At 64.4% G+C, this 23,409-nt stretch carries 41 protein-coding genes; all 41 read left to right on the forward strand.

Annotated elements, in window-relative coordinates:
• Positions 1 to 37: 37 nt before the first annotated feature.
• The 41 genes from RMCB_RS33750 (at position 38) to RMCB_RS33935 (ending at position 23,409) form a co-directional block, all read left to right on the forward strand.
• On the forward strand, positions 38 to 259 hold the full coding sequence (locus RMCB_RS33750) for a helix-turn-helix domain-containing protein (RefSeq protein ID WP_234792341.1): 222 nt from the start codon (positions 38 to 40) through the stop codon (positions 257 to 259).
• Positions 259 to 1,086 carry a helix-turn-helix domain-containing protein gene (locus RMCB_RS33755; protein WP_062832204.1) on the forward strand — a complete coding sequence of 276 codons (828 nt, stop codon included), beginning with the start codon at positions 259 to 261 and terminating at the stop codon, positions 1,084 to 1,086. The genes RMCB_RS33750 and RMCB_RS33755 overlap by 1 nt, the downstream gene beginning before the upstream one ends.
• Positions 1,087 to 1,233: 147 nt before the next feature.
• Entirely contained in the window at positions 1,234 to 1,956 is a 723-nt protein-coding gene (locus RMCB_RS33760) for a hypothetical protein (RefSeq protein ID WP_062832293.1), read from the forward strand.
• 3 nt (positions 1,957 to 1,959) lie between these two features.
• Positions 1,960 to 2,472, forward strand: a complete 513-nt coding sequence (locus RMCB_RS36755; RefSeq protein WP_062832205.1) for a hypothetical protein — start codon at positions 1,960 to 1,962, stop codon at positions 2,470 to 2,472.
• Positions 2,469 to 2,681 (forward strand): helix-turn-helix domain-containing protein, encoded by a 213-nt coding sequence (locus RMCB_RS33770; RefSeq protein ID WP_062832294.1) that lies wholly within the window; start codon positions 2,469 to 2,471, stop codon positions 2,679 to 2,681. The genes RMCB_RS36755 and RMCB_RS33770 overlap by 4 nt, the downstream gene beginning before the upstream one ends.
• The gene (locus tag RMCB_RS36195; RefSeq protein WP_165606363.1) at positions 2,678 to 2,851 is read left to right on the forward strand and encodes a hypothetical protein; all 174 of its coding nucleotides are present in this window, start codon (positions 2,678 to 2,680) and stop codon (positions 2,849 to 2,851) included. The genes RMCB_RS33770 and RMCB_RS36195 overlap by 4 nt, the downstream gene beginning before the upstream one ends.
• The gene (locus RMCB_RS35925) at positions 2,838 to 3,086 is read left to right on the forward strand and encodes a hypothetical protein (protein ID WP_131805603.1); all 249 of its coding nucleotides are present in this window, start codon (positions 2,838 to 2,840) and stop codon (positions 3,084 to 3,086) included. The genes RMCB_RS36195 and RMCB_RS35925 overlap by 14 nt, the downstream gene beginning before the upstream one ends.
• Complete coding sequence (locus RMCB_RS33775) at positions 3,083 to 3,484, forward strand: hypothetical protein (RefSeq protein WP_062832206.1); 402 nt, start codon at positions 3,083 to 3,085, stop codon at positions 3,482 to 3,484. Before RMCB_RS35925 ends, RMCB_RS33775 begins: the two co-directional genes overlap by 4 nt.
• Complete coding sequence (locus tag RMCB_RS33780) at positions 3,481 to 3,729, forward strand: hypothetical protein (RefSeq protein ID WP_062832207.1); 249 nt, start codon at positions 3,481 to 3,483, stop codon at positions 3,727 to 3,729. Before RMCB_RS33775 ends, RMCB_RS33780 begins: the two co-directional genes overlap by 4 nt.
• A gap of 106 nt (positions 3,730 to 3,835) precedes the next feature.
• A complete protein-coding gene (locus RMCB_RS36200; RefSeq protein ID WP_165606364.1) occupies positions 3,836 to 3,973 on the forward strand; it encodes a hypothetical protein in 138 nt (45 codons plus the stop codon).
• Complete coding sequence (locus RMCB_RS33785) at positions 3,970 to 4,776, forward strand: hypothetical protein (protein WP_062832208.1); 807 nt, start codon at positions 3,970 to 3,972, stop codon at positions 4,774 to 4,776. The genes RMCB_RS36200 and RMCB_RS33785 overlap by 4 nt, the downstream gene beginning before the upstream one ends.
• The gene (locus tag RMCB_RS33790) at positions 4,773 to 5,039 is read left to right on the forward strand and encodes a hypothetical protein (protein WP_131805604.1); all 267 of its coding nucleotides are present in this window, start codon (positions 4,773 to 4,775) and stop codon (positions 5,037 to 5,039) included. Before RMCB_RS33785 ends, RMCB_RS33790 begins: the two co-directional genes overlap by 4 nt.
• A 115-nt stretch (positions 5,040 to 5,154) precedes the next feature.
• Entirely contained in the window at positions 5,155 to 5,640 is a 486-nt protein-coding gene (locus tag RMCB_RS33795) for a hypothetical protein (protein WP_062832210.1), read from the forward strand.
• A gap of 49 nt (positions 5,641 to 5,689) precedes the next feature.
• On the forward strand, positions 5,690 to 5,971 hold the full coding sequence (locus RMCB_RS33800) for a hypothetical protein (RefSeq protein WP_062832211.1): 282 nt from the start codon (positions 5,690 to 5,692) through the stop codon (positions 5,969 to 5,971).
• Entirely contained in the window at positions 5,953 to 6,450 is a 498-nt protein-coding gene (locus tag RMCB_RS36330) for a helix-turn-helix domain-containing protein (RefSeq protein WP_062832212.1), read from the forward strand. Before RMCB_RS33800 ends, RMCB_RS36330 begins: the two co-directional genes overlap by 19 nt.
• Positions 6,447 to 6,977: a WhiB family transcriptional regulator gene (locus RMCB_RS33810; RefSeq protein ID WP_062832213.1), complete on the forward strand. Its 531-nt coding sequence runs from the start codon at positions 6,447 to 6,449 to the stop codon at positions 6,975 to 6,977. Before RMCB_RS36330 ends, RMCB_RS33810 begins: the two co-directional genes overlap by 4 nt.
• Positions 6,974 to 7,231, forward strand: coding sequence for a hypothetical protein (locus tag RMCB_RS33815; RefSeq protein ID WP_062832214.1), 258 nt, complete (start codon positions 6,974 to 6,976; stop codon positions 7,229 to 7,231). The genes RMCB_RS33810 and RMCB_RS33815 overlap by 4 nt, the downstream gene beginning before the upstream one ends.
• A complete protein-coding gene (locus RMCB_RS33820; RefSeq protein ID WP_201028385.1) occupies positions 7,228 to 8,295 on the forward strand; it encodes a PD-(D/E)XK nuclease-like domain-containing protein in 1,068 nt (355 codons plus the stop codon). Before RMCB_RS33815 ends, RMCB_RS33820 begins: the two co-directional genes overlap by 4 nt.
• The gene (locus RMCB_RS33825; protein WP_084388677.1) at positions 8,292 to 9,134 is read left to right on the forward strand and encodes a phage-derived integrase/recombinase RecT; all 843 of its coding nucleotides are present in this window, start codon (positions 8,292 to 8,294) and stop codon (positions 9,132 to 9,134) included. The genes RMCB_RS33820 and RMCB_RS33825 overlap by 4 nt, the downstream gene beginning before the upstream one ends.
• Positions 9,134 to 9,622: a DUF7448 domain-containing protein gene (locus tag RMCB_RS33830; protein ID WP_062832215.1), complete on the forward strand. Its 489-nt coding sequence runs from the start codon at positions 9,134 to 9,136 to the stop codon at positions 9,620 to 9,622. Before RMCB_RS33825 ends, RMCB_RS33830 begins: the two co-directional genes overlap by 1 nt.
• Positions 9,619 to 9,750: a hypothetical protein gene (locus RMCB_RS36875; RefSeq protein ID WP_264028715.1), complete on the forward strand. Its 132-nt coding sequence runs from the start codon at positions 9,619 to 9,621 to the stop codon at positions 9,748 to 9,750. Before RMCB_RS33830 ends, RMCB_RS36875 begins: the two co-directional genes overlap by 4 nt.
• Complete coding sequence (locus RMCB_RS33835; protein ID WP_062832216.1) at positions 9,747 to 10,088, forward strand: hypothetical protein; 342 nt, start codon at positions 9,747 to 9,749, stop codon at positions 10,086 to 10,088. The genes RMCB_RS36875 and RMCB_RS33835 overlap by 4 nt, the downstream gene beginning before the upstream one ends.
• Positions 10,085 to 10,441 (forward strand): WhiB family transcriptional regulator, encoded by a 357-nt coding sequence (locus RMCB_RS33840; RefSeq protein ID WP_062832217.1) that lies wholly within the window; start codon positions 10,085 to 10,087, stop codon positions 10,439 to 10,441. Before RMCB_RS33835 ends, RMCB_RS33840 begins: the two co-directional genes overlap by 4 nt.
• On the forward strand, positions 10,438 to 11,883 hold the full coding sequence (locus tag RMCB_RS33845; protein WP_062832218.1) for a DNA cytosine methyltransferase: 1,446 nt from the start codon (positions 10,438 to 10,440) through the stop codon (positions 11,881 to 11,883). Before RMCB_RS33840 ends, RMCB_RS33845 begins: the two co-directional genes overlap by 4 nt.
• A complete protein-coding gene (locus RMCB_RS36205) occupies positions 11,880 to 12,053 on the forward strand; it encodes a hypothetical protein (protein WP_165606365.1) in 174 nt (57 codons plus the stop codon). Before RMCB_RS33845 ends, RMCB_RS36205 begins: the two co-directional genes overlap by 4 nt.
• The gene (locus tag RMCB_RS33850; protein WP_131805605.1) at positions 12,040 to 12,492 is read left to right on the forward strand and encodes a hypothetical protein; all 453 of its coding nucleotides are present in this window, start codon (positions 12,040 to 12,042) and stop codon (positions 12,490 to 12,492) included. The genes RMCB_RS36205 and RMCB_RS33850 overlap by 14 nt, the downstream gene beginning before the upstream one ends.
• Positions 12,493 to 12,556: 64 nt before the next feature.
• On the forward strand, positions 12,557 to 12,925 hold the full coding sequence (locus tag RMCB_RS33855; protein WP_131805606.1) for a hypothetical protein: 369 nt from the start codon (positions 12,557 to 12,559) through the stop codon (positions 12,923 to 12,925).
• A complete protein-coding gene (locus RMCB_RS33860; RefSeq protein ID WP_062832221.1) occupies positions 12,918 to 13,310 on the forward strand; it encodes a DUF4326 domain-containing protein in 393 nt (130 codons plus the stop codon). The genes RMCB_RS33855 and RMCB_RS33860 overlap by 8 nt, the downstream gene beginning before the upstream one ends.
• Before the next feature lie 135 nt (positions 13,311 to 13,445).
• The gene (locus tag RMCB_RS35930; RefSeq protein ID WP_131805607.1) at positions 13,446 to 14,399 is read left to right on the forward strand and encodes a hypothetical protein; all 954 of its coding nucleotides are present in this window, start codon (positions 13,446 to 13,448) and stop codon (positions 14,397 to 14,399) included.
• The gene (locus tag RMCB_RS33870) at positions 14,392 to 14,868 is read left to right on the forward strand and encodes a hypothetical protein (protein ID WP_131805608.1); all 477 of its coding nucleotides are present in this window, start codon (positions 14,392 to 14,394) and stop codon (positions 14,866 to 14,868) included. The genes RMCB_RS35930 and RMCB_RS33870 overlap by 8 nt, the downstream gene beginning before the upstream one ends.
• Positions 14,868 to 15,512 carry a hypothetical protein gene (locus RMCB_RS33875; protein WP_062832224.1) on the forward strand — a complete coding sequence of 215 codons (645 nt, stop codon included), beginning with the start codon at positions 14,868 to 14,870 and terminating at the stop codon, positions 15,510 to 15,512. Before RMCB_RS33870 ends, RMCB_RS33875 begins: the two co-directional genes overlap by 1 nt.
• Positions 15,509 to 15,826, forward strand: a complete 318-nt coding sequence (locus tag RMCB_RS33880; RefSeq protein WP_062832225.1) for a hypothetical protein — start codon at positions 15,509 to 15,511, stop codon at positions 15,824 to 15,826. Before RMCB_RS33875 ends, RMCB_RS33880 begins: the two co-directional genes overlap by 4 nt.
• Positions 15,827 to 15,831: 5 nt before the next feature.
• Positions 15,832 to 16,185: a hypothetical protein gene (locus RMCB_RS33885; protein ID WP_062832226.1), complete on the forward strand. Its 354-nt coding sequence runs from the start codon at positions 15,832 to 15,834 to the stop codon at positions 16,183 to 16,185.
• Positions 16,170 to 16,778: a hypothetical protein gene (locus RMCB_RS33890; RefSeq protein ID WP_131805609.1), complete on the forward strand. Its 609-nt coding sequence runs from the start codon at positions 16,170 to 16,172 to the stop codon at positions 16,776 to 16,778. Before RMCB_RS33885 ends, RMCB_RS33890 begins: the two co-directional genes overlap by 16 nt.
• A gap of 726 nt (positions 16,779 to 17,504) precedes the next feature.
• Positions 17,505 to 17,969, forward strand: coding sequence for a hypothetical protein (locus tag RMCB_RS33900; RefSeq protein ID WP_062832229.1), 465 nt, complete (start codon positions 17,505 to 17,507; stop codon positions 17,967 to 17,969).
• 132 nt (positions 17,970 to 18,101) lie between these two features.
• Positions 18,102 to 18,443, forward strand: a complete 342-nt coding sequence (locus tag RMCB_RS33910) for a hypothetical protein (protein ID WP_165606366.1) — start codon at positions 18,102 to 18,104, stop codon at positions 18,441 to 18,443.
• Positions 18,433 to 18,810 carry a hypothetical protein gene (locus RMCB_RS33915; protein ID WP_072278595.1) on the forward strand — a complete coding sequence of 126 codons (378 nt, stop codon included), beginning with the start codon at positions 18,433 to 18,435 and terminating at the stop codon, positions 18,808 to 18,810. The genes RMCB_RS33910 and RMCB_RS33915 overlap by 11 nt, the downstream gene beginning before the upstream one ends.
• 148 nt (positions 18,811 to 18,958) lie before the next feature.
• The gene (locus tag RMCB_RS33920; RefSeq protein WP_062832233.1) at positions 18,959 to 19,258 is read left to right on the forward strand and encodes a flagellar protein FliT; all 300 of its coding nucleotides are present in this window, start codon (positions 18,959 to 18,961) and stop codon (positions 19,256 to 19,258) included.
• 499 nt (positions 19,259 to 19,757) lie between these two features.
• Positions 19,758 to 20,768 (forward strand): hypothetical protein, encoded by a 1,011-nt coding sequence (locus RMCB_RS33925; RefSeq protein WP_201028387.1) that lies wholly within the window; start codon positions 19,758 to 19,760, stop codon positions 20,766 to 20,768.
• A gap of 38 nt (positions 20,769 to 20,806) precedes the next feature.
• Positions 20,807 to 22,216, forward strand: a complete 1,410-nt coding sequence (locus RMCB_RS33930; RefSeq protein ID WP_234792343.1) for a phage portal protein family protein — start codon at positions 20,807 to 20,809, stop codon at positions 22,214 to 22,216.
• Complete coding sequence (locus tag RMCB_RS33935; protein WP_062832235.1) at positions 22,210 to 23,409, forward strand: head maturation protease, ClpP-related; 1,200 nt, start codon at positions 22,210 to 22,212, stop codon at positions 23,407 to 23,409. The genes RMCB_RS33930 and RMCB_RS33935 overlap by 7 nt, the downstream gene beginning before the upstream one ends.

Raw genomic sequence — 23,409 nt, forward strand, 5'->3', positions numbered from 1 at the left:
TTCAGTCCCCGTCATCCCACTCGCGTTGGGTAGGAAGTTGGCGGGGAAGACCCTTCAGGACGTCTGCGATCACATCAACGCGGAGTTCGAGTTCCCCAAGAAGGTGGAACGCGGCACCATCAGTGCGATCGAGAACGGCCTTCGTGGTGCGAGCGCCGAGATGTTGGTCGCAATCGCCAGCGCTCTCGGGGTCTCCGCTGACGAGATAGACACCGAGTACGAGCCCCGCCGTGCGCGCCACCCGAAGGTGGTTGCGTAGTGTCCACAGACGTCGCCCTTGCGGATGACGGCCTGACCGTCGAGTTCGAGGACTGCGACGATCGCCCGGACCTCACCGCCGACGAGGCCGAAGCTGTCACCGGCCGTATTCGCCAGTGGGTGAACGACTTTCCGATCGCCGACGTGGTGTTGGCATTCCGGGGCCGCGTGTGGGTCGCGCTGGCATATTCCTCATGGGCCGAGTGGTGCGAATGCGAACTGGGCGGACTGAAGCTGCCCGCACCAAAGCGGCGTGCGGTTGTCGCCAAACTGGCTGACGCGGGCATGTCAGGTCGGGCCATCGCGGACACGCTCGGAGTCAACCAATCAACAGTGGCGCGGGACCAAGCAACTGATGCAAATGCATCAGTTGACCCCAACCGAAAGACCCTCGGTCAAGACGGGCGCGAACGTCGGCAACCGCAGCCGAAGCCAGATGCGCCGCAGCTGGACTCGGTTATCGACGCCGAGATCGTCTGCCGCGACTGCGACGGATTTGGCTGCGAGACATGCGTTCCGGCAGACGATTCCGCCGCCACCGACGAACAGATCGCCGAGATGGCTGAACTGTCGGATGAGCAGTTCGAATCCGCGACGGCTCCCAACTCGGAGAGCCGCCCTGCGGCGCAGTCTCCGCGTCGTCGGCCATTACCAGATGCTTTCGGCTCGGCCAGCTACGAGCTGCGCAAGTCAGTCGAGAGGGTTGTTCGCCTCACCGGGGACGACCGCATGAAAAAGAACAAGGACCAGATCGTCGGCGCCAACCTGAGCGATCTGATCCGTGCCCGGGACGCCCTCGCGGGCGTCATCCAACAACTCGAAGGGTAACACCCCATGACTGTTCATAACATCAACGATCGGTTTCCCGAGAAGCCCTCGCAGTCGATCATCTACGTCGACCCCGCAATGGCACGCCGGGTGCTTGCGAAGAACACTCGCAACCGACCAATTTCCGAACTGCACGTACAACGCTTGATGGCCGAAATGCGCGCCGGTCGTTGGCAGTACAACGGCGAAGCCATCAAGTGGAGCGTCGATGACGTTCTGCTCGACGGCCAGCATCGGCTCACCGCGCTATCGCGGATGCCCGACGATTTTCCCGCAATCCCGTTCCTGGTCGTCCGTGGACTCCCGACGAAGACTCAGGACACGATGGACCAAGGCAGGAAGCGTTCTGCCGGCGATCAGCTCTCGCTCGATGGCATTGTCAACAGCTCATCATCTCGGGTCATCGTCGGAGCAATCCGCGTCTACATCGAATGGTCCGCCGACCACTTCTTCACGGACCGCGTCATCAACAACGTCAGCAACCCGCAGGTGATCGAGTGGGCAGCCACCCACCCGACCGAAATCGGGCTGATGGAGCAGATTTGCACGGGTCGACTTAGCCGCGTCAAGTGCCGACCGAGCCTGACTCTCGCCGTTCTGCTGAGGCTGTACTTGATCGACGGCGAAGCCGCGCGGGAATTCGCCAGCGGTTTGATCACCGGCGTCGGTCTGGATGCTGGCGATCCCATTCTCACACTGCGCGAGCGATTCGAGCGGATCCGCGAGCAGAAGCTGAAAGTGTCTGATCGCGATTACATCGGGTTCTTCATCATGGCGTGGAACGCATGGCGAGAAGGTCGCAAGCTCACCAAGTTTCAGCGCCCACCCGGCGGATCTTGGACTCGCGACACCTTCCCGAAGGCGGTCTAACCCATGGCCGACACGTTCACGCACTACGCACAGTTGACCGACGTCGTCGCTGACGGAACGCGCCGGGTTCATGTCTCCCTCGGTGAAGTTGGAGGCTTGGATCTGGTGCACCTTGGCGTGACGAATACGGGCGATCACACAGATGTCGTTCTGACGCTTGATGAAGTGCGCAACCTCGTCAAGGTCCTGCAGGGGATCGACCCCGAGCATCGGCCGTCCTCGCGCGGTTACTACCTGTACCGCGTCGAGATCGTGAAATACCCCGAAGGCGCCTGGATATTCGAGGATGTCGACGGCGAGGAATATAGCTGGATCAACGAGGACTGGCAGCCCGAAGGCTGGGACCCCGACGAAGAATGGGTTGCCCGATACGGAAGCAAGTTCTTCTGGCCGTCCACCAAGCGTGAGTACCGATCGAAGTCGTCGGCGCGAGAACGAGCCAAGCTGATCGAGTTCTTCGGGGCGACAGCAGTTGTCGTGCGCTCAAGTCTCATCACGTGGCCGGAGCCAGCATGACCGCCGACGAGCCCGTCCACCCGAGGTGGGCAACACCGCGTCGGGCCGCGGAGCATATCGAACTCAAGTCCGATGCCCTGATCAAGCAGTTGGTGAAAGACGGTGAGCTTCCGGCATATCCGATCGGCAAGGGCCGCGAATACCGAATAGACCTCAATGAGCTTGACGCGCTGATGAAGTCCAAGAGCTACGAGCCGAAGTCAGCGTGATCACCGCAAATCTCATCGTCTCCAGCCTGTCGCTGCTCGTTCTGCTGGCCTACGGATGGCGGGCGGCAGGCGTCTCCAGGCAACTCAAAACGGTTGTGGGCGTGGTGCTCACGATCATTCAACAGGCTGCGGCCAACGCACAGAAAGAGCAGGGCAATGCAGGTAACTAGCCATCAGCCAAGGGTTACCAGGATCGTCACCCTTGGCGATCCGGGTTGCGAATTCCAAGCCATCCACACTGAGGACTCCAGCGGTGGACACCTGGTCCTCTTCATCGACGACGACTGGAAGCAGTGGGACGCCATGGTGGCCGCGGTCGGCTTGTATCGCGCCGAGCAGGCAGCGGCCCGGCGTAACGGCGTCGGCGTGCCGGTCGCCGCCGAGCGTGCCGGAGCCGAGCAGTGACCGCGGCGGGAGGCGCAGGCGGCGGGCTCGGCGGAACGACCACGTTTGCCACGGTGTTTGGTCCGGGCACCATCATCCCCGCGTTCGAGTCGCTGCCACTGCACGAGCGCGCCCGCGCGGCCGCCAAGGTTCTCCGCGACGTCAACGACCGGGCCAAAAACCCATTAGGCACGGCGTACACCGCGAGCCGACTTGAGATCCTGGCCGAGGACTGGGCAGCCCAATTCGACAGGAATGCCAAGCGCGAGACCGAGATCGAGGCATTCGCACGCGATCTTTTCGCGACCCGGCACCCCGGGGCGTCTTGGGAGGCAAACCCCTGCACGGTCGCTGACACCAAGGTTGCTGCCCGCAAGCTCTACGACGCCGGCTACCGCAAGAGCGGAGACGGCCAGTGATCGACGTTCTCCACTACCGCGGCGACCACACCGCGTTTGATCCCGACGTCACGATGGGACCCGACTGGGGTGGTGGCTGCTGGGCGGTGAAGTCGGCGACCTATGACGCCGATGCGGACCTGACCACGTTGGCCATGCGTCCGCTGCCACGCGCCGAGCTGCTGGCCCGGGCAGAGGCTGTGCACGGTCGGATGCAGATGCCGAAGCGTCTCCGGCTCGCCACGCTGTTCGGTGGCCGACTGTGACCACGGCTGTCCTGTTCATCACCGGCGCGACGGCCCTCGTGGTGGTCTCCAGCGTCCATGCGGCACTGAGGATCTACCTGATGCAAACCGACGCCGAGCCGTCCGAATGACCGCCGTGCTTAACGTCGCCACTCTCGTCATCGCCCTGGCGCTCGCGCTGTTCGGCGCCTGGCGCGCAGTGGTCGACCACAGGGGAAGCAAGCCGAAGCCCGTCCAACCACCCACCGGAGGCGAATCACATTGAGCGATAACGACAGCACGGAACAAGGGACCATCGCGGCCGCCGAACTGGGCCGCATCATCGACGACGCTGCGCTGTTCGCCTGCCGCGATAGCACGTTGCCGATGCTCAACGCGATCAGGCTGGAGTCGACGCCAAAGAACCTGATCGCCGTCGCAACCGACCGATTCACCATCGGCGCATCGATGGCCGACTACAGCGGTCCTGGGCCTGAGTTCCAATTGCTGCTCGAATTGCCACGGGCGCAGATGGTTTCGAAGCTGGCCAAGTCGTGCAAGGCAGTATTCTCCGAGGTCACCATCACTGCTACCGACGATAAGGTGACGTTCGGTTTCACGGGCGGCGAGTCGCTGACCGTCCCGAGGCTCAACGGCTACCAGTTCCCGGATTGGCGCAAGTACGTCACTGGCCACTCCAACGGAGAAGGTGACAGCGCATCGCCGCGGACTATCGGCGTCAACCCGTCCTATCTGGCCCGACTTGGGCGCGTGCACAACGCGCGACAAATGGTCATGAAGACGACTGCGCCCACCAAACCGATCCTGGTATCGGTCGGCACCAGCTTCATCGGCGTCATCATGCCCGTGAGGATCGACACCGAGACGCCGCCGTTATGGGAGTCGTCCCGGTGGTTCCCGAAGCCAGAACCCGAGGTGGATCCGACGCCCGAGTCGGCGATCGTATCCACCGTGAACCGCTTGGTAGTTCCGACCGAAGCGGCCAAACCGGCGAAGCGCGCACCCGTCAAGCGGACCACCGCGCGCAAGCCCCGGAAGACCGCGGCACGCCAGGCGGTGCCCGCATGACGAGATACCTCGAACCGGTCACCGACTGGCCGCCAACAACGGAGATGGGTCCGCCGATGCGCGGCCACTCGGAACTGCCGCACTTCTGCGGACAGGCGACGTGTGGCACGAACATTCCCGGCGCGGTCAACCCGCTTTGCGGAGATCGTGGACCATACAAGCACTTTGGGGATGATCTGCACGTTTCGTGCGCTCGCGTCAAGGATCACGACGGCAGCCACTCGGCATTCGTCTTCTCGATCAACGAACCGGAGGAATGGTGATTCGACTGATCGAGAGCCTGATCGCCCAACGCAAACTGTGCGGCGGCGACGACTGCAGGCGCCGAAAGTGCAAGCGCTGCGCCCGGTATGGGATCTGGCGTAGAAAGCACGCCGCGTGAACCTGATATGTGGACTGTTCCGCGCCATCGCGGGCGGGATCGACCTGGCGGCCGAGGTGCTCTGCCCGATGGACCACACGGGCGCTCGACGTGCCGCCGCCACCATGGGCGCGGCGGCGGCTGGCGGGGCGGTGGTGGGTGATCCTGCCGCCCCGCGCGATCGGCCCTGCGCGTGCGGTGCGGGGTATTCAGCTGCGGCCGATTGCCCATGGTGCCGCAACACCAACGACGAGGACCCGTCGCCCGAGCCGGAGCGACCCGCATGGATCGCCGAGATGATCCGGGAGGGGCAGGAGGGGATCGCCCGGCTGGCGGTGCAGATCCGACGGTTTGAGCCGCACTACGTCCTGCCGGTCAATGACTGGATCCGGCCGAACGAAAACGTGTTGTGCCCCAAGTGCAATGACCAAACCTGGACGGTCGCGACCATGAACGGCCAATACGTGATCTGCGCCGAGCACGGCCAGATAGCTCACCGATAGCAGTCGGCCCCGGCTGGTCAGAGCCGGGGCCAACGGAAAGGAAAACCAAATGTCCGCAAGCATCTTCGCACAGTTCATCGGATCGACGGAAGTTCTGACGCCCATGAAATCGCCGTTCCACGCACCGCGACGCATCAGGAACCGGATCACGTTCAAGATGAAGCCGTTGGACCCGAGCAACCCGCACGTGGTCGGCAGGCACTCGAGCGGCATGGAGATCGATCCGGGCTGCCACAAGGCACGGCACGCAGCGCCGGAGGGTCGACCAGGATTCACGCTCGACATGGTCGCGATCGATGAGCCCATCGACCTGTGGCCGGTCTCATGCTGACGCCCGAGCAGGACGCCCAAGTAGTCGACCTGACATTGGCGGGCCGATCCAGGGCCGAGATCGCCCGGGAGATGCGGATTTCGGTCAATCAGGTGGACTACGCGAGAAGACGCGCCCATACCGCGAGGTTCACGAAGTTCTCCATAGAGCGCGTCGTCGAACTCACCAAGCAGAACTACTCGGCACCCCAAATCGCCACGATACTCGGCTGCACCACGCGCCACGTCGTGCGGTTGCGAGCCAAAGCGGGCATTGCGAAGCCGGCCCCACTGCCGCTGAACGCCGAACAGGTTGTCATCGCGGAACGGCTTCTCGACGACGGCGCATCGCTCACCGAGGTTGCGCGCACCATCGGCCGCAGCCCCCGAACTGTGCAAGCGCGTTTCAGAGGCCGCGGGTTCACTCACTCGCAGATAGGACAGTACTCACAGCTCATGCGTGCGATGCGCAGGCGTGGACTCAGGGAGCTAATTGCGTGAGCGGTATTGCTGGAGCACTCACACTGAACGTCGCCGAGGACTGGATGCGGCGAAAGGCCTGCGCGACAGAGGATGCCGACGATTGGTTTCCCGAGGAAGGCGACGCCCGCAAGGCTCGGCTGATCTGCGTAGGCTGCCCCGTTCGCGAGGAATGCCTCGCCTACGCCATCGAACACGACGAGCGGTTCGGCATCTGGGGAGGCCTGGCGCCCAAGCAGCGGGCACGCATCAAACAGGGGCAGGCTCCGACGTACCGATTCCTCGAACCCGATGAGCGGCCATGCAAGCGGTGCAGCAAGGACTTTAAGCCAGCCCACGGCAGGAATATCTATTGCTCGACGGCCTGCCGCAAACTGAGTGAGGCGGACCGCTACCGAAAGGGCAGCAGCACATTCGAGGCGCGCCCGTGCAAGCGCTGCGGGGCCGAATTCATGCCGCCACACGGGCTATCCACCTACTGCTCACCGGCATGCCGAAAGGCCGCAGAAATCGACCAGCGCCGAGCCAAGCGGGCAGGTGCGGCATGACCGACAGCCGAACCAACCAACTCCGCCAGATCTTCCGGCAGATGCGAGCCATGGCGCGCGGGCTCGAATCGCAGGCACACGAGGCCATCGCCATCGCCAAGACGCTCTCCGATGAGCTTCCGAGGGGGACTGCCGCCGACCTGTCACACAAGGTCAGCGACAAGACAGAACGCATTCTCGCCGAGATCGACACCATGCAAATCCTCATTATCGAAGACATCGGCGCCACAACGAAATTGGGAGAAATGCTGTGACCGAACCACTTCCCGAGCCGCTGGCGCAATGCGACGTGTGCACACCCAAAGGCATCGACCATCACCAGGAGCCCGACGAGGAGGCCGTCTGGGATGACAACCGGCGCGAATGGTTGTGCAAGCACTGCGCCGACCGACCCAGCGGCATCCCGCAGACTGACGGCCTACATCGCCACGTGTCAGAGGACGCCTACCACGCCGACCTGGGCAGCCTGTCCGTGTCGTCAGCCAAGCTGCTGCTACCGCCATCGAGTCCCGAGAAGTTCAAGGAATACCGCGACAACCCGCGTAAACCCAAACGTGAGTGGGACTTCGGGCACGTCGCACACCGCAAAGTGCTCGGCAAGGGCGCCGAGTTTGTGGTACTCGACCCGCGCGTCTGCGGGCTCACCAAGGACGGCAGCGTGGCCGCCAACCCGCGCGCCACGACGATGTGGAAGGACGCCGAGAAGGGGGCGCGGTCGCTCGGCCTGGTGCCGATCCACATCGACGACGCGGACAAGGCCGATGCGATGGTTGCCAAACTGTTCGCCGATCCCGTGTCGCAACGGTTCTTTCGCGAAGGTGACGCCGAAGTCGCGCTCTACCACACCGACCCGGAGACCGGGATCCGGTTGCGGGGCCGTTGCGACTGGATCGAGAGCAACGGCGATATCGACGACTACAAGACCGCGAAAACGGCGAATCCCGAAGAGCTGCACCGTGATTTCTACAAGCTCAAGTACTTCATGCAAGCTGCCTGGTATATCGACCTCGCGAAAGCTGTTGGCGCGGCCGATAACCCGGTGTTCCGGTTCATCGTCCAGGAGAAGGAACCACCCTACGCCGTCAGTGTGGTGCGCTACGACGAGGAATCGCTCGAGGAGGGCCGTAGGCGCAACCGCGACGCCATCCGCCTGTTCGCCGACTGCTTGGCTTCCGACCGCTGGCCCGGCTACGCCGACGCCGAAGTGGTGATCACCATCCCGGGTTACGGATTCAGCCACGGCCCGACTGTCGGTGACCTGATCACCGATGACTACCTGTACGACGTTGACCCGCTATCCGAGGAGTACTACGCATGACCGAGACCGCCGTCGCGAAGCCGGAGCAGCGACCCACGACCATCTCCCAAGTCCTCCAGGTGATGATCCCGGAACTGACCAGGGCGATTCCGAAGGGCATGGACGCCGACCGTCTGGCCCGGATCGTGCAGACCGAGATCCGCAAGAGTCGCAACGCCAAAGCCGCCGGGATCACGCGCCAGTCGCTCGACGACTGCACGCAGGAATCGTTCGCCGGTGCACTGCTCACCGCATCGGCGCTCGGACTCGAGCCCGGCATCAACGGGGAGTGCTACCTGGTGCCCTACAGGGACACCAGGAGGCGAGTTGTCGAGTGCCAGTTGATCATCGGATATCAGGGCATCGTCAAGCTGTTCTGGCAGCACCCGCGCGCCCGTGGCATCAAGACCGACTGGGTCGGCGCCAACGACCATTTCGAGTATGAAGACGGGCTCAACACCGTGCTCGTGCACAGGAAGGCGGCCGACCGCGGCGAGCCCATTGCGTTCTGGGCTGTCGTCAAGGTGGCCGACGCCGACCCGCTCGTCACGGTGCTGACCGCCGACGAGGTCAAGGAACTCCGCAAGGGCAAAGTCGGATCCTCCGGCGACATCAAGGACGTGCAGCACTGGATGGAGCGGAAAACCGTTCTCAAGCAGGGTCTGAAGCTGGCACCCAAGACGACACGGCTCGACGCCGCCATTGTCAACGACGACCGCGCGGGCACCGACCTGTCCCGCTCGCAGGCCCTGATGCTTCCGCCCGGCGTGCAGTCCACGGCGGACTACATCGACGGCACGGTTGACGAGGAGCCGCAGGGTTACGAGGAGATCGCCGAGACCGAAGCGCAGGTGCAGTAATGACCGCGATCGACCGATACCCGACCGAGGAACTCAGCACCGACGAGGACGACGGCACGATGCCCGACAACGTCGAGGAGCTGCGCCAGGCCGTCGTGGGCCACCGCATCGTCTCAGCCACCAAGGGTCGCACGAAAGCTGTTGTCAACAGGTACGGCGTCGAGGGACTCGAGGACGTCTATGGGTTCATCATCGAACTCGATGACGGCACAAAGGTTGTCATGCAGGACACTGACGACTGCTGTGCCCACACGACGCTCGAAACGTTCCTACTGAGCCCCGAGAGTGTTGACCACATCATCACCGGCGTCGGCACCACGGACGGGTACGAGACGTGGCACATCTTCGCCGACATGGGCGACGTGCTGAAGCTCAAAATTGGCTGGTCGTGCGGTAACCCGTTCTACTACGCCTACGGGTTCGGTATCCACGTCAGCCGAATCGTCGACGGCGAAGTGATACCCGAGCGCAAGGCGATCGAGCAGTGAGCTTCATCGTCACGTGTTGCCAGTGCCCACCGCACGTGCAATCCGAATTCCCGGACGTCGTCGGCGCCGAGGAATACATCAAGCGGCACAACGGAATCACTGGACACGAGGCGGAGGTCGAACCGTGACCCATTTCAACACGCTGGACGCGATCGAGGAAGGCGCGGCGCTGGGCATCCTGTCGGCCGCTGACAAGGTGATGGCCACCACGCAGTTCGTCGAACGCCAGACGCGGGGGATCGCGGCGGTTCGGGAGCTGCACAAGCCGGAGGAGCTGGACGTCACCTGCAGCGAGGACTGCGAAGAACACGAGGATGACCACCCGATAGTCGCCAAACTCACGGTCTGCAATCACTGCTACGGCCTCGCGATCGAGGTGGACGACTACTACGGCGAGAACGGGATCGCTCGCGAATTCCTGCACCCGTGCCAGACCGTCCGCGCACTCGATGAGGCCGGCGCATGACGCATTGGCGCGACCAGGCGGCGTGCCGCGACATGGATCCCGAGCTGTTTTTCCCGCTGCCGAGTGACCTCGCGGGCCGAGAGGCGGCCTTCCAGGTCTGCGACAGGTGCCCAGTTCGGGTCGAATGCCGCGCAGTGGCACAGCGGTTCGGCGTCTGGGGCGGTGAGTACTTCGATCCCAACGCGGGCGAATTCCCGATGAAACGAGGCAGGCCCGCGGCGCCGCGCGAACACGGCACACCGCGCGGGTACTACCAGCACGTCCACGCGAAAGAACCGGTGTGCGAGGCATGCCGTGCGGGCCGTGCTGCGTCGCGTAGCACGAAGCGTCAGCCGGAGGGGGTACCCGCGTGACGCTGACCCTCACCGACCTGTTCTGCGGCGCGGGCGGATCCAGCACCGGCGCCGCGATGATTCCCGACGTCGAGGTGGTTGTCGCCGGGAACCACTGGCAACTGGCCGTCGACACCCACGCGGAGAACCACCCCACGACCGACCACAGGTGTGCGGACCTGTCGCAGGTGGATCCGCGCATGTTCCCGACCACGGACATAGCTTGGCTGTCGCCGTCGTGCACGAAACACTCCATCGCCCAAGGAATCAAGCGGACCGACAAGCAGCCTGACCTGTTCGGCGAGACGCTGCCCGACGCCGCGGCCGAACGGTCCCGGGCCACCATGTGGGACGTCGTGCGGTTCGCCGAGTTCCACCACTACAAGGCGGTCATCGTCGAGAACGTCGTCGACGTCTACTACTGGCCACCCTTCCAGGCGTGGCTGGCTGCGATGGAATCCATCGGCTACGCGCACCGCATCGTCTATCTGAACTCCATGCACGCGCAGGTGTTCGGCGAAGGCGCACCGCAGAGCCGAGACCGGATCTACATCGTGTTCTGGCGCAAGGGCAATGCGGCGCCAGCGCTCGATCGGATCACCCGCCCGTACGCCGTCTGCGCGACGTGCGGCCCCGTCCGGGCCGTGCAGGTATGGAAGCAACCCGACCGCGCACCATGGGGTCGCTACCGGGCGCAGTACGTCTACCGCTGCCCGTCGGTGAAGTGCCGCAATCAGATCGTCGAGCCGACGTTCCGCCCGGCCGCCGACATCATCGACTGGTCACACCTCGGCCAGCGCATCGGCGACCGAGAGAAGCCGCTGGCCGACAAGACGATCGCGCGGATACGCGCCGGTATCGACCGCTACTGGAAGCCGCTGTTGGTTCCGGTGGAGGGGCGCACCGGTAAGCAGTCCGCGCCCGTGGACCAGGCCGCCCGCACGATGACCACGCGCGCTGAGACGGGGCTCGCGTTCATCGCCGAGCTGCGCGGTGGCGGCAGCAAGCATCGCCCGGTGGAGGATCCACTGGCCACGGTCACGGCGTCGGGCACGCACCACGGTCTCGTGACCACGTATTACGGCAACGGTGGGATCGTGCCCACCGGGAAGGCCCTCCCTACGTGCACCACAGTGGAGCGGCACGGGCTGCTGATGCGGAACAACACCGCGCGCGGTAATCCCGCGCAGCTCGTCAACCCGGTGTCCGAGTACGCCCGGACGATCACCACGGCTGGACATCAGTCGCTGCTCACCGCGGAACGGCCGACCATCGACGTCGACGATGTGTTGTTCCGCATGCTGGAGCCGCGAGAGATCGCACGCGCCATGGACTTTCCGGCGGATTACACGATCCTCGGCAACCGGCGCGAGCAGGTTCGGCAGGCTGGCAACGCTGTCACACCGCCAGCCGCGCGGGATCTCGTCGGCGTCGTGGCCGAGTCGCTGGGAGTGGTCGCATGAGCGACGGCATCGCCTTCAAGGCGAACCACCACAGCGCACCGGTGACGGTCGAAATTCGCGTCGGCTGGGCTGAAACCGCGACAGAGGACCAGATCATCGAGGCACTCACGCTGGTCTACGCCGAAGCCAGCCTTCGGGCATCGAAACGCAAGGCCGGTGACTACTCATGACCGCCGAACTCATGCTCTGGTGCCGGGCACGACGCCGCAACCGGGGCTCGATGTGGAGGACGCGATGAGCCACTTCCCGACTCTGGCCGAGGTCGCCGCCGAGCACTGGTGGTTCACATCGCGCGACGGTGAGGCTGGCTGCAACTGCAACTGGAGCCACGGCGTCGACATGACCCGCGAACAGTGGGCCGAGCACGTGCAGGCCGAGTGGGTAAAGGCCCGCACGATCGAGACGGCCGAGCAGCTCATCGGACTGCCCCACGGCTCTCTTGTGGTGTACCCGTACGTGTCTCGCGCGGGGCGCAAGCTCCAGGAGACGTGGGTCAGGCTTGAGGCTGGGTGGTTCTGCATCCATGCACCGCTCAGGCCGCCGCTTGAGACGTACGGGGAACCGCCGCTACCGGCTCGTCTGGTCTTCCATGCGGAGGTCGACCGGTGAGCGCGGAATTCATGGTCCGGTGCCGGGCCCGACGCCGCAGCCGCGGCTCCATGTGGGGGACACGATGAGCGACATTGACCGGATCGGCGAGATCGTCCGCGTGCACCAGTTCTATTGGGGCGTCAGGGGAACTGGCTGCATGGCGCCGGGGTGCGAAGGGTGGCGCGGATACCCGCTGCAGCACGCCAGGCACGTCACAGAGCTGATCGCGGAGGTGCTGCATCCGCATATCGAGACGGCCGAGCAGCTCGACGCGTTGCCTCTGGACACTGTGGTCGTCGACGCTGCGGGCATCCCGCGCACCAGGCGCCACGGCGACTCTCACATGGGTGCTGGCTGGACACACGCCGGACGGTCACCGCTCAAGTCTCACGAGCTGGCCGATGGTCGGCCGATGCGAGTGGTCTACAACCCGGCGGTGGACCGTGCCTGAGCGGATCCAGCGCAAGCGCGTCGCGGGCTGGCGCATGCCAGAGGGTGCCAAGTACGTAGGTCGGCCGTCACGGTGGGGCAACCCATTTCGCATCTACCACGGCCACACCCTGATCGGCCCGTCATGGGGTGTCGCGCGGGACAACTGGCGCCACATACCGGCCGACATCTGCATCTTCGCCTATGTCACCGCGAGTGGCGGGATGGACACCCAGGAAGCCGTTGACCAGTTCCGCCTACTGATGACGGTTCGCCGCAGGGATGAGCCCGATCGACTCGACGCGTGGCTGTCTCCGCTGCGCGGCCACGACCTGGCGTGCTGGTGCCCGCTGTCGTCTCCGTGCCACGCGGACGTCCTGCTGGAGCTGGCCAATGGCCGCGACTGACGACGAGCGCAACGCGGCCTACCGCATGGGCCTCTGCGTCGGCCTGTGCGGGCTGGAGCACTCGGCCGGCCGCACGCGGTGCGAGGACTGCCATGCCGAGTTTGTCGCTGCGAGGAACGAAGGGAGGGTGCCGTAGTGGCCGAGCGTCGACCGCCTGGCTTCAACATTCCGCTCGGTTTCTACGACGGGCCCGAGGTTCAGTCGATCCCGAGGCGTATCCGCGCCGCGGCGATCGGCGTGTGGGGGCTGGCCGGTAACTACGCAGCAACGCAATTGACGGACGGCTACGTGGGTCCCGAGTTGCTGAAAATGTTCGGCTGCACGCCAGCGATTCGGTCCGCGCTGAAGGTCACCATCAACAAGAAAGGCGAGCTATCTCCGCTGTGGGAAGACGCTCACAGCGGCGGCGTGCAGCTCACAAATTGGCCGAAACATCAACGGACGAACGATGAAGTGACGACGTATCGAGCCAATGAGGCCGAGCGGAAACGGACCGCGCGGGCAGCGAAGAGGGGACGCGGCGCCAACTCTCACGATGGTACTAACGCGTACCTATCCAACTCTCACGATGGTACTAACGCGTACCTATCCAACTCTCACGATGGTACTAACGCGTACCTAGACGGAACTTACGCCGAAGATACGCCACACCTTGCCAATGACAACGACGAAGATAATCGTTGGCGCCAAGCCTCTACCAGCGGAAATGGTGAAACGTCCGGGCGGACAACGGCCGGACGTCCGCATTCCGTCCGGCCGGATCATCGCGACCCTAAGACAGAGACAGAGACAGAGACAGAGTCTTTTCCTTTGGTTACTTCAGGTGGGGGGGTTGCGTCGGTAGACGCGCACGACCCCCGCCCCCATTGCCCCGATCACAAAGAGAACTACGACGGTCCGTGCCGCAAGTGCCGAAGGCGCAGGGAGTGGGACGAGCGTCATGCCGCCCAGATCGCTGCGGACGAGCTGGAGCACAAGCGCCGCATCCGCGAGATCGCCGCCAGTTGCCCGACCTGCCACGGCACCAACTGGATCCCCGACACCGAGCCCGCCGTGAAGTGCAATCACCAGGAGGCCCAACATGCCTGACACACCCGCAGCACAGCCCCACGTCGTCCAGGACGCGTCAGAACCGCCATCGGTGGGGGATCGGACGCCCGAGAGCACACAGGGGCACTCAGGCCGATTTCGGATCCACAAGACCGATGACCCGATCTGGCCGTGGCGCATGGACTACCCGGAGCCACGCTCGGACTGCCGTCTTGGCGTCGCCTGCAGCACCTTCGACGTCGCGGTGGAGGAACTCGTCAAGGCGCTTGACGAGTACTGCCACTGTGGCCATGAGTGGTTGCAGCATCGGGTCAGCGCCTACGGCCACGTGTGCGCGGTTCCGTGCGGGGGACTCGCGGACTACGGAGACGGCATAGACCGGTGCCACTGCGTCCGTTGGATCGCGATGGCCGAGGTGCCTGCAGAGGTGCGGCCATTCAGTGAGCGAAACGTCCACCCGCTCCGCCGGTCGGCGACCGCACGGGACGCACGCAACGAGGGCCGCTGATGGATTTCTACCTCACAAGGCCAAAGCAATCCGAACTGCGCGACAAGCTCGGCACGGTGCCAGCGCTCGCCGAAGATCTCGCCGTCACCGTGACGCGCCAGGCCCGGATCCAGAAATCGGGACTCGGCAAGCCACGAAGGCAGAAACCGGAATCGCGCGTGCCGTACCACATCGGTGCATCGGATGCGGCCGACGCGTTGCACAACTGCCTCGTGACGTGGGTCCGGTTCATCTGCGAAGAACGCCAGGTCTACTACCGTGGCCACGACGACGACATCTCGCTATCGCGCTGGCTCCGAAGCCATGTCACCGTTCTGGCGCTCATCCCGGGCTCGGAAGAATCGTGCGACGAGATCGTGGGTTGCATCGACGAGTGCAGGCGTCAGGTCGACCTGCCACCCGAGGATCTCGTCGTGATCGATGCCGCCCGGGTTCGTGCGGCCAACCGCCAGGTGGTAACCGCCGGCCAAGTCGAGAAGATCGCGGGCAAGCTCGGTCTGCTCGGCAAGGGCCTCAACAAGCGCCGCGTGGAAACCCTCGTGCGGCAACGGGAATTGTCGCCGTGTGCGCGCGACGGCGACGTCAGGTTCTACAGGTTGGGCGACGTGCTCGACGCACATCACAGGAAGCGAGATGGGGCATGACCGAGACCGAGAATCCCACCTACGAGCGGTATTTCATCACGCAAGACGGTGATGAAACATTCAAGATGATCGAGGACGAGAGCGGCGGCATCTTCTGGGGCTACGGCCATCGCGACCGCGCCGAGTTCGTTTCGGAGGTAAACCGTTGGCTTATCCATGTTGGCGCTGATCCTAAGTGGATCTTGCCGGTTGATGACACGTCAGTGGAACACCTACTGGTGACGCCCGAAGACCCTGAGTGTGAGCGCTTCAGGTTAGTACCTATCGACAGTGGGGCGGCAGTCGTCTTCCCGGTCACTCGGCTGATGACCTGATCGAGATGGACGACATCGTTCAAGGGATCACCAATGCGGCCAAACTGGCGTCGACGTGGGAGCCGAACCATCCGCAGTACGTGGAGGGAACGCTGTATCTCACTCAGGCGCAATGGGATGCGGTGCGCGAGCAGTTCCCGCCAACCGCTGAGCGTCGGCACATGTCCACGCATCACGCGTGGGGGATACCGATCAAGATCATCAGTCCCAACACTGCCGAGGAACTACCCAGCGGGCGCACGCTCGTCTACTCGGCAGCGCTGGAGTCGTTCTACGTGTTCGACCGCGCCGAAGCCGCTGGCAGCTACCGCATTCAGGGCAGCAAATTGACACTGGAGGAATCGTGCAAACCATCGTGAAACCACGCCAAGGTGGCAAGTCGCACGACGTGCTCACGCTTGCGGCCGAACACTTTTCGTACATTGTGTGCGTCGATCGTCGACATGCTGACGAGCTGTGGAGGCGTGCGAAACATCGGAACCTGGACATTCCGCAGCCGATCACGTGGGAGGAATTCGTCAACGGTCGCTACCACGGCCCTGGCGTGAACAGCGCCATCATCGACGACCTGGACAGGTGCATTCAGCGACTGACGCACGTCCAGATCAAGGCCGTGAGCCTCACCGGTGGAGGTCCCGCGCCAGCCGATCCCAAGCCTGCGAGCGCGCCCACGGCACGCGTGGCGCACCTGATCGACCAGTTTTCGCTGGTGCTGAATCGTGGAAGCGAGCACGACGTCATGACGGGTGACGTGTTCAGCATCGGCAGTCTGCCCATCATCGACCCCGAGACCGGCGAGGATCTCGGCAGCTACCCGAAATTGCAGGTGAAAGTTCGTCACGTGCATCCGAAGTTCTGTGTGGCCGAGACGTACCGGAGCGTATCCAACGTGCGAGACTGGGTGGTCACAGTGGACGTCGGCGACCCTGCGACACCATGGAGCGCGAGATGATCTTGCTCATCCTGGCCGCCGTGACGGGCTTGCTCGCAATCGGCACATACACCGAAACCGATTGGGAGTATGGCAACGATCGGACCATCCGGCGTGCGCGAGTTCGGCGTCCTGATGACAGCGCTGTCGATCGCGTTGCTGACGGATGCGTGGGTGCGATGAGGGATCACTCGCCGCGGGCTGACGCAATTACTGATTATCGGCGATAGGAGAAGACGTGATGACGGGTGTGCAGGCAACTGACCACGATTCGGTCACCTACGGCTGTGACGAGTCGATACCAGGCAACTGCGCCTGCGATGGCGACGGCTGGTGCGACGGTGACCATCCCTACGAACACATCTGCGTATACGACGAGTTCCATGACGGCCGCCACCGCTGCTGCTGCGGCCGCAACTGGCCAACAGAAGATTGATTTTCGGAAAGTGTTGCACGCCAACGTGATTGGGTGCTAAGCTTAAGGCACAACAGAACAGAGACCAGCAGGGATGGAAACAGACACAAGCGCCGACTCACTGAGACCCGGCCCGGCAAGGTACCAAAGTCCCCCAAGCAGAACCGTGGATGCGAGCTGGTCTCTGTTCTGGAGTAAACGTCGGCGCTTGACAAGGTCAGGTGCGACGGTCGTGGTAGGCTGCAGCCGTTAGGCGTAGTGATTGACACTCGCCACAGAGCCCCGAGGCCATTGCCCGGGGCTTTTCTCGTTTCGAAATCAGGTAGCAGCCCATGACCGAGTACAGCCCCGATGAACACATCGCACTCGACACCATCGCCAGCCAGCTCCACTGCCTGCCACACCCTGACGGCACGCCCGTTCGCTTCATGGGCACGAGCCCGATCGGCAAACCGCAGCAGCACCGCCAACGCGCACAGGCCGCAGCACAACGCGCCAGCCAGGCAATCCTGTACGCGCTGAAAACCGTTGGCCTACGCGTCACCAGCGAGCCCGTGCTCGACGTGGCAGCACCAGATCCCGGCGAGCCCGAAGTCATCGCCATCATGTGCGGACTCTGCGGCGCGACACTGCGCACGCTCACCCGACGCAACCCGGGCCAGCCGATCCGGCTCGACGGCCGGCGGTTCCTCGAATCGCTGCGCGCGACCGCGACCGACTGCCCACACATCACAGCGCCCGATACGAGCAACGTCGCCGACGTCGCCGCTGCCAACCAGGCGGGATACCGATCATGATGGGCCGTCTTGAAATCGTCCATCAAGATCAACTGTTGGTCGACGGCATCGTGAGCGAGCTGAGCGTCCAGTGGGAAGACGGCAAGCTGAAACTTTCGGCCACGTTTGCAGCCCCAGATCCCGTTGGGGCCAGTGGAGGATCCACAGACGCTGACTTCGCTGCCGCGTACGCCGACGTGCTCGGTGAAGCGCCACCCGGTTGGGGGGATGATGACGGATCCTGATCTCGGCCACATTCCACCACGGCCGACGCTGCACATGATCGCCAACGGCCACAAGCAGCCACGCGCCAAGGCGATCCCGGACCGCCACAAGGCGCAGGTACTGGCGAGCCTGACCCACAACCTGCAGCAGGTGCTGACCCGCATGGGCTACACGGTCAGCGTTGACACGCGGCCGACTGGCATCACGCTGACTGCCGACATCAAGACCGAAGTCGTAGAGCTGGACGACGACATCACCGATGGCCCATAAGCGGCTCAACACCACGCAACAGGGCCTGGGCTGGCGACACCAGCAGCGGCGCAAGGAACTACTTCGGCAGCACACCGATGGTGCGCTGTGCGAATGGTGCGAGGAACCGATGTACCGGGATCGCACCCGCAACCCGGACTACGACCCAAGCGGGCCAGCGTTCTCGGGCAGCCTGCACGCCGACCATCGGGACATGACGCGGGCCGAAGCCATACGCCGGGGCCTCCCGATACCACTGCCAAATCGCCTGCTGCACGGCCGATGCAACCAGCAGCGTGGCGACGGGCGCGACTACCTGCTCGATGATGAGCTGGTCGACGAGCCCGAAGACGACGAACCCGAGCCCCATCTCATGGCTTGGCCATAAGTGCTGGTCAGAGCGTTCCTGTGAGCCGCCTGTGACCCCCCTGCCGATTTTCTGGAGGCGGGGGGGCCTCACCTGACAGTGCACGTCCTGTCATTTTCTCTCTCCCCGCACGAAAAAAACGCCAGAAAGGCCGAATAAAGGGGGTTTCATGACCGATTCACCCCTCCGGCTGGTGACTGCGGCCGACAAGCCAGAGCCGAAAAAGAAGCCTGACACGCTGAGTGAGGCCGCCGAGCAGGGCGAGCGCGACTTGCTGGTGATGATGCGGGACACAATCGCCAATCGGATCGACGCCGGGCCGCCTCCGCACACTCTAGCGCCGCTCATGCGCCAGTTGCGCGAGATCGACAAGGAAATCCGCTCTTTGGACGCGCGCGCCGAGCACGAGGCCAAGAGTTCCGGCGCCAATGAGCCCGTCAGCGACAAGTTCGACGCCTCCGCGATCTAGCCTGCCGAAGCTTTCGGAGGTCGCGCGCGAGCTGGTCATACCCGAGGGCATCGTCACGTCGGTTTTCCCACGGGTGCAGGCGCGCCTGCTGTCCGTTGGCATCGAGTTTGACCCGTGGCAACAGGGTTTCGGCATGGTGTCGCTGGGATTGCTCGCTCCGGCGCCTGGCGATGAGGTCGGCAAGTATGCGTCGTCGGTCGGCGGCAACGTCGCATCGATTCCGCGCCAGGTGGGCAAGACGTTCACAGTCGGCGCCATCCACGTCGGATTGTGCCTCGAATTTCCAGGGTTTCGGTGCGCGTGGACGTCGCACCACAACCGGACGACAACGAACACGTTCCGATCGATCCAGGGTCTCGTGCGACGCAGGGCGATTCAGCCATTCCTAGCGCCGGATCGGTCGAACGGCATTCGAACGGCCAACGGCGAGCAAGAGATCCAGTTCGCCAACGGCAGCGTGTTCATGTTCGGTGCCCGTTCCGAGGGCTTCGGCCGCGGCATGGACAAGATCGACTCCGAAGTGTTCGACGAGGCGCAGATTTTGGGCCTCAAGGCACTCGAGGACATGGTGCCTGCGATCAACCAGGCGCAGAACCCGCACGGCGGCCTGCTGTGGTTCACCGGCACGCCGCCGCGGCCGGTCGACGACGGCGAAGCGTTCACAGCCAAGCGCGATCAGGCGCTGTCGGGGCGGTCAAAAAAGATCTTCTACGTCGAGTTCAGCGCCGATCCCGACTCGAAACCCGACGACGTCACGCAATACCCGATCATGAACCCGTCGTTTCCGCACAGGACGCCGATGGAGTCCATGGAACGCATGCGGGAGAACATTCCCAACGACGACTCATGGAACCGCGAGGCTCGCGGGATCTGGCCGAAGACCAAGGGCGGCGCGATCGACGCGGCCAAGTGGGGCACGCTCATCGATGGGGCCCCGGAGTTCGTGGGCACGCCGGCTATTGGCATCGACCGCTCGCCGGATGGCCTGCGCTGGGTGATCTGCGCGGCCTGGCGTACGGCTGCGGGCCGTGTGCACCTCGAAACGTCGCCGTACAGCTTCAAATCGAGCCTGGCGGTCGTCGAGAAGATCACCGAGCTTGTGACGGCGTGGGATCCGTGCGCGATCGTCATCGACGGCCGGTCTCCGGCGGCCAGCCTGCAGGAGAAGCTGATCGCGGCGCACGTCGAGCCGGAGATCATGAGCACAGGCGAGTGGGTCCGAGCCTGTGGCGCGCTGTACGACGACATCAACGACTCCCATGCCTCGCATTCGGGCCAGAAACGGCTGACTGACTCGGTCGGCGACGCCGGAAAGCGCGATTTGATGGGCGGTTTCGCGTGGGATTTGGGCGGAAAAGCCCCGATTACGCCCATAAATGCCGCCACGGCCGCCCATTACGGCCTCATGCGCTTCGCCGCGCCACCGAAGGTGACCCCTCCGCCTCCGCTCGTAGACGCCGAGTTGGAGGCCATTTCCGACGAATTTGACCCACTGACAGCACCGTTTTAGGCCCGAAGGGGGGAGTTTTGAGCGCTCCCACCCGCGAATTGGGCTACGTCAACCCGTATTCGGGCATTCTGTCGGGCTGGACCGAGTGGGACACGTTCGAACAGGTCCCGGAGCTGCTGTGGCCCAGCAGTGTTCGCACCTACACGCGCATGAGCCGCGAAGACGGCCGCATCGCGTCGATCCTGGCCGCTGTCGGGCTGCCGATTCGGCGCACCGCGTGGCGTATCGACAAGGCTGGCGCGTCCGACGAGGTCACAGAGTTCGTCGCGCGCGACCTCGGCTTGCCAATCCGAGGTGCCTCCGACGACGAAATGGACACGTCGCGCACACGCGGCCGGTTCTCGTGGGCCGAGCACCTGCAGCAGGCGCTGCTCATGCTGACCTTTGGCCACAGCGTGTTCGAGCAAGTCTACGACACGGTGACCGACCCCGGCCGCGCGCACCTGAAAAAGCTGGCACCGCGGCCGAGTTCCACGATCGCGTACTGGGACGTGGCGCGCGATGGCGGCCTCGTCGGCGTTCAGCAGTTCCCAGAGGGGGGCATGGGCGGTGCTGCCGGTGGCGTGGTCTACGCCGGCCGGTTCGGCGATCTGATCCCGGTCAATCGGCTCGTCGTCTACACCCGTGACCGCGATCCTGGTGTGTGGACGGGTAACTCGCTGCTGCGCCCGGCCTACAAGCATTGGCTGCTCAAGGATGAGCTGATCCGCATCGAGGCCACGGCCGCGCGGCGCAACGGCGTCGGCGTCCCGGTGGTCACCGCGCCCGAGGGCGTGTCTACCGGAGAGGTCAGTTGGGACGCCCTGGCGCCCTATCTGAAGATTGCGCGGCAGTTCCGCGGCGGCAACAACGCCGGTGTGGCGCTGCCGAACGGCGCCGAGCTCGACATCAAGGGCGTGCAGGGCACGCTGCCGTCCGGCTTTATCCGCCAGGCCATCGAATACCACGACAAGCAAATGGCTCTCGCGGCCCTGGCTCACTTCCTGAACCTGGACAAGGGCGGCAGCTACGCGCTCGCCAGCGTCCAGGCCGACGCGTTCACCCAATCAGTCCAAACGATCGCCGAACTCATCCGCGACATCGCGCAGGCCCACATCGTCGAGGATCTCGTCGACCTGAATTTCGGACCCGACGAGCCGGCCCCCCGCCTGACGGTCGACGAGATCGGTTCTCGCCAGGACGCGACGGCCGCAGCGCTCCAAATGCTCGTGACCGCTGGACTTCTCACGCCGGACAGCCGCCTGGAGGCGTTCGAGCGCCAGACGCTCGGCCTGCCGTCCGCAGACCCCGACGAGGCCACCGACGAACCCGACGAGGCGCCCGCCGAGACCGCGGCACCGGAGACCGCTGCGCCACCAGTGCCCGAAACCAACGTGACCAACGCGCGCACGCGCGGCCGGACGCCCCGCGCCCGCATTGAACCGAATGGAGCGCTGACGCTGTGGTGAAGTCCTGGTACACCATCAAGGCCCTGGCTGACGGCGAGACCGGACCGGCGGAAATCCTGATCTACGACGAGATTTCGTCGTGGGGCGTCTCGGCCGCCGATTTCGTGCGCGAACTCGCCGAGCTGGACGCAGAGCAGATCACCGTTCGGATCAACTCGCCTGGCGGCGCTGTGTTCGACGGCATCGCCATTCTCAACGCGTTGCGCGGCCACCCCGCGACCATCACGACCGTCGTGGACAGCATCGCGGCATCCATCGCCAGCGTCATCGCCATGGGCGGCGACCGCGTGGTGATGAATCAGAACAGCCAGATGATGATCCACAACGCGTGGAATGTCGCCGTCGGCAACGCCGATGAGCTGGAAAAGGTCGCCAAGGACCTCCGCCGCATGTCCGCGAACCTCGCGTCGATCTACGCCGACAGGGCTGGCGGCTCGGTCGACGACTGGCAGGCACGCATGGACGTCGAAACCTGGTACACGGCAGACGAAGCCGTGGCCGCCGGGCTGGCCGACGAGGTGATGTCGGCCGCCAAGAATGACGACCTACTCGGCATCGCCCGCGCGTCGTTCGACCTGTCGAAATTCCGATTCGCCGGCCGTGATGCCGCGCCCGCGCCGCACATCGAGCCGCGCGCCCAGACCCCTCTGTCTGTCAAGGCCGAGGTCCCAAATGGAAAGGAGCACAACGTGCCCACCCTCAACGAGCGCATCGTGGAGAAGCTCGGCCTTGACGCCGACGCGGACGACGACGCCATCATTGCGGCATTCGAGGCGAAGGTCGCCGAGAAGCCCGCACCGCCCGCGCCGGCCGAGCCCTCGGTCGATCAGTTGGCCACGGCGGCCGCCAAGATTGGCCTGACCGTCGTCGATAAGGCTAAGTACGACGAAACCGTCTCGGCCGTCGCCGAATTCCACACCTTCCGGGCCTCTCAACTCAAGGCAGAGGATGGCCAACTCGTCGACGCCGCCATCGCCGACGGCAAGCTCGCGCCTGCCAATAAGGATCACTGGCTGGCCCTGATGGAGAAGGACCGCGACGGCATCCGCGCGACCCTCGCGCAGTTGCCCAAGGGTCTGATTCCCGTCGCAGAGATCGGCTACGGACGCGATACCGAGGCCGCGGCGGTCGACAACGACCTCCAGTTCGCGTTCGCCAAGATCACCGGCCAGGAAATCGGAAAGGGCAACTGA

The organism is Mycolicibacterium brisbanense (genome assembly GCF_001570425.1).
Taxonomy (GTDB): Bacteria; Actinomycetota; Actinomycetes; order Mycobacteriales; family Mycobacteriaceae; genus Mycobacterium; species Mycobacterium brisbanense.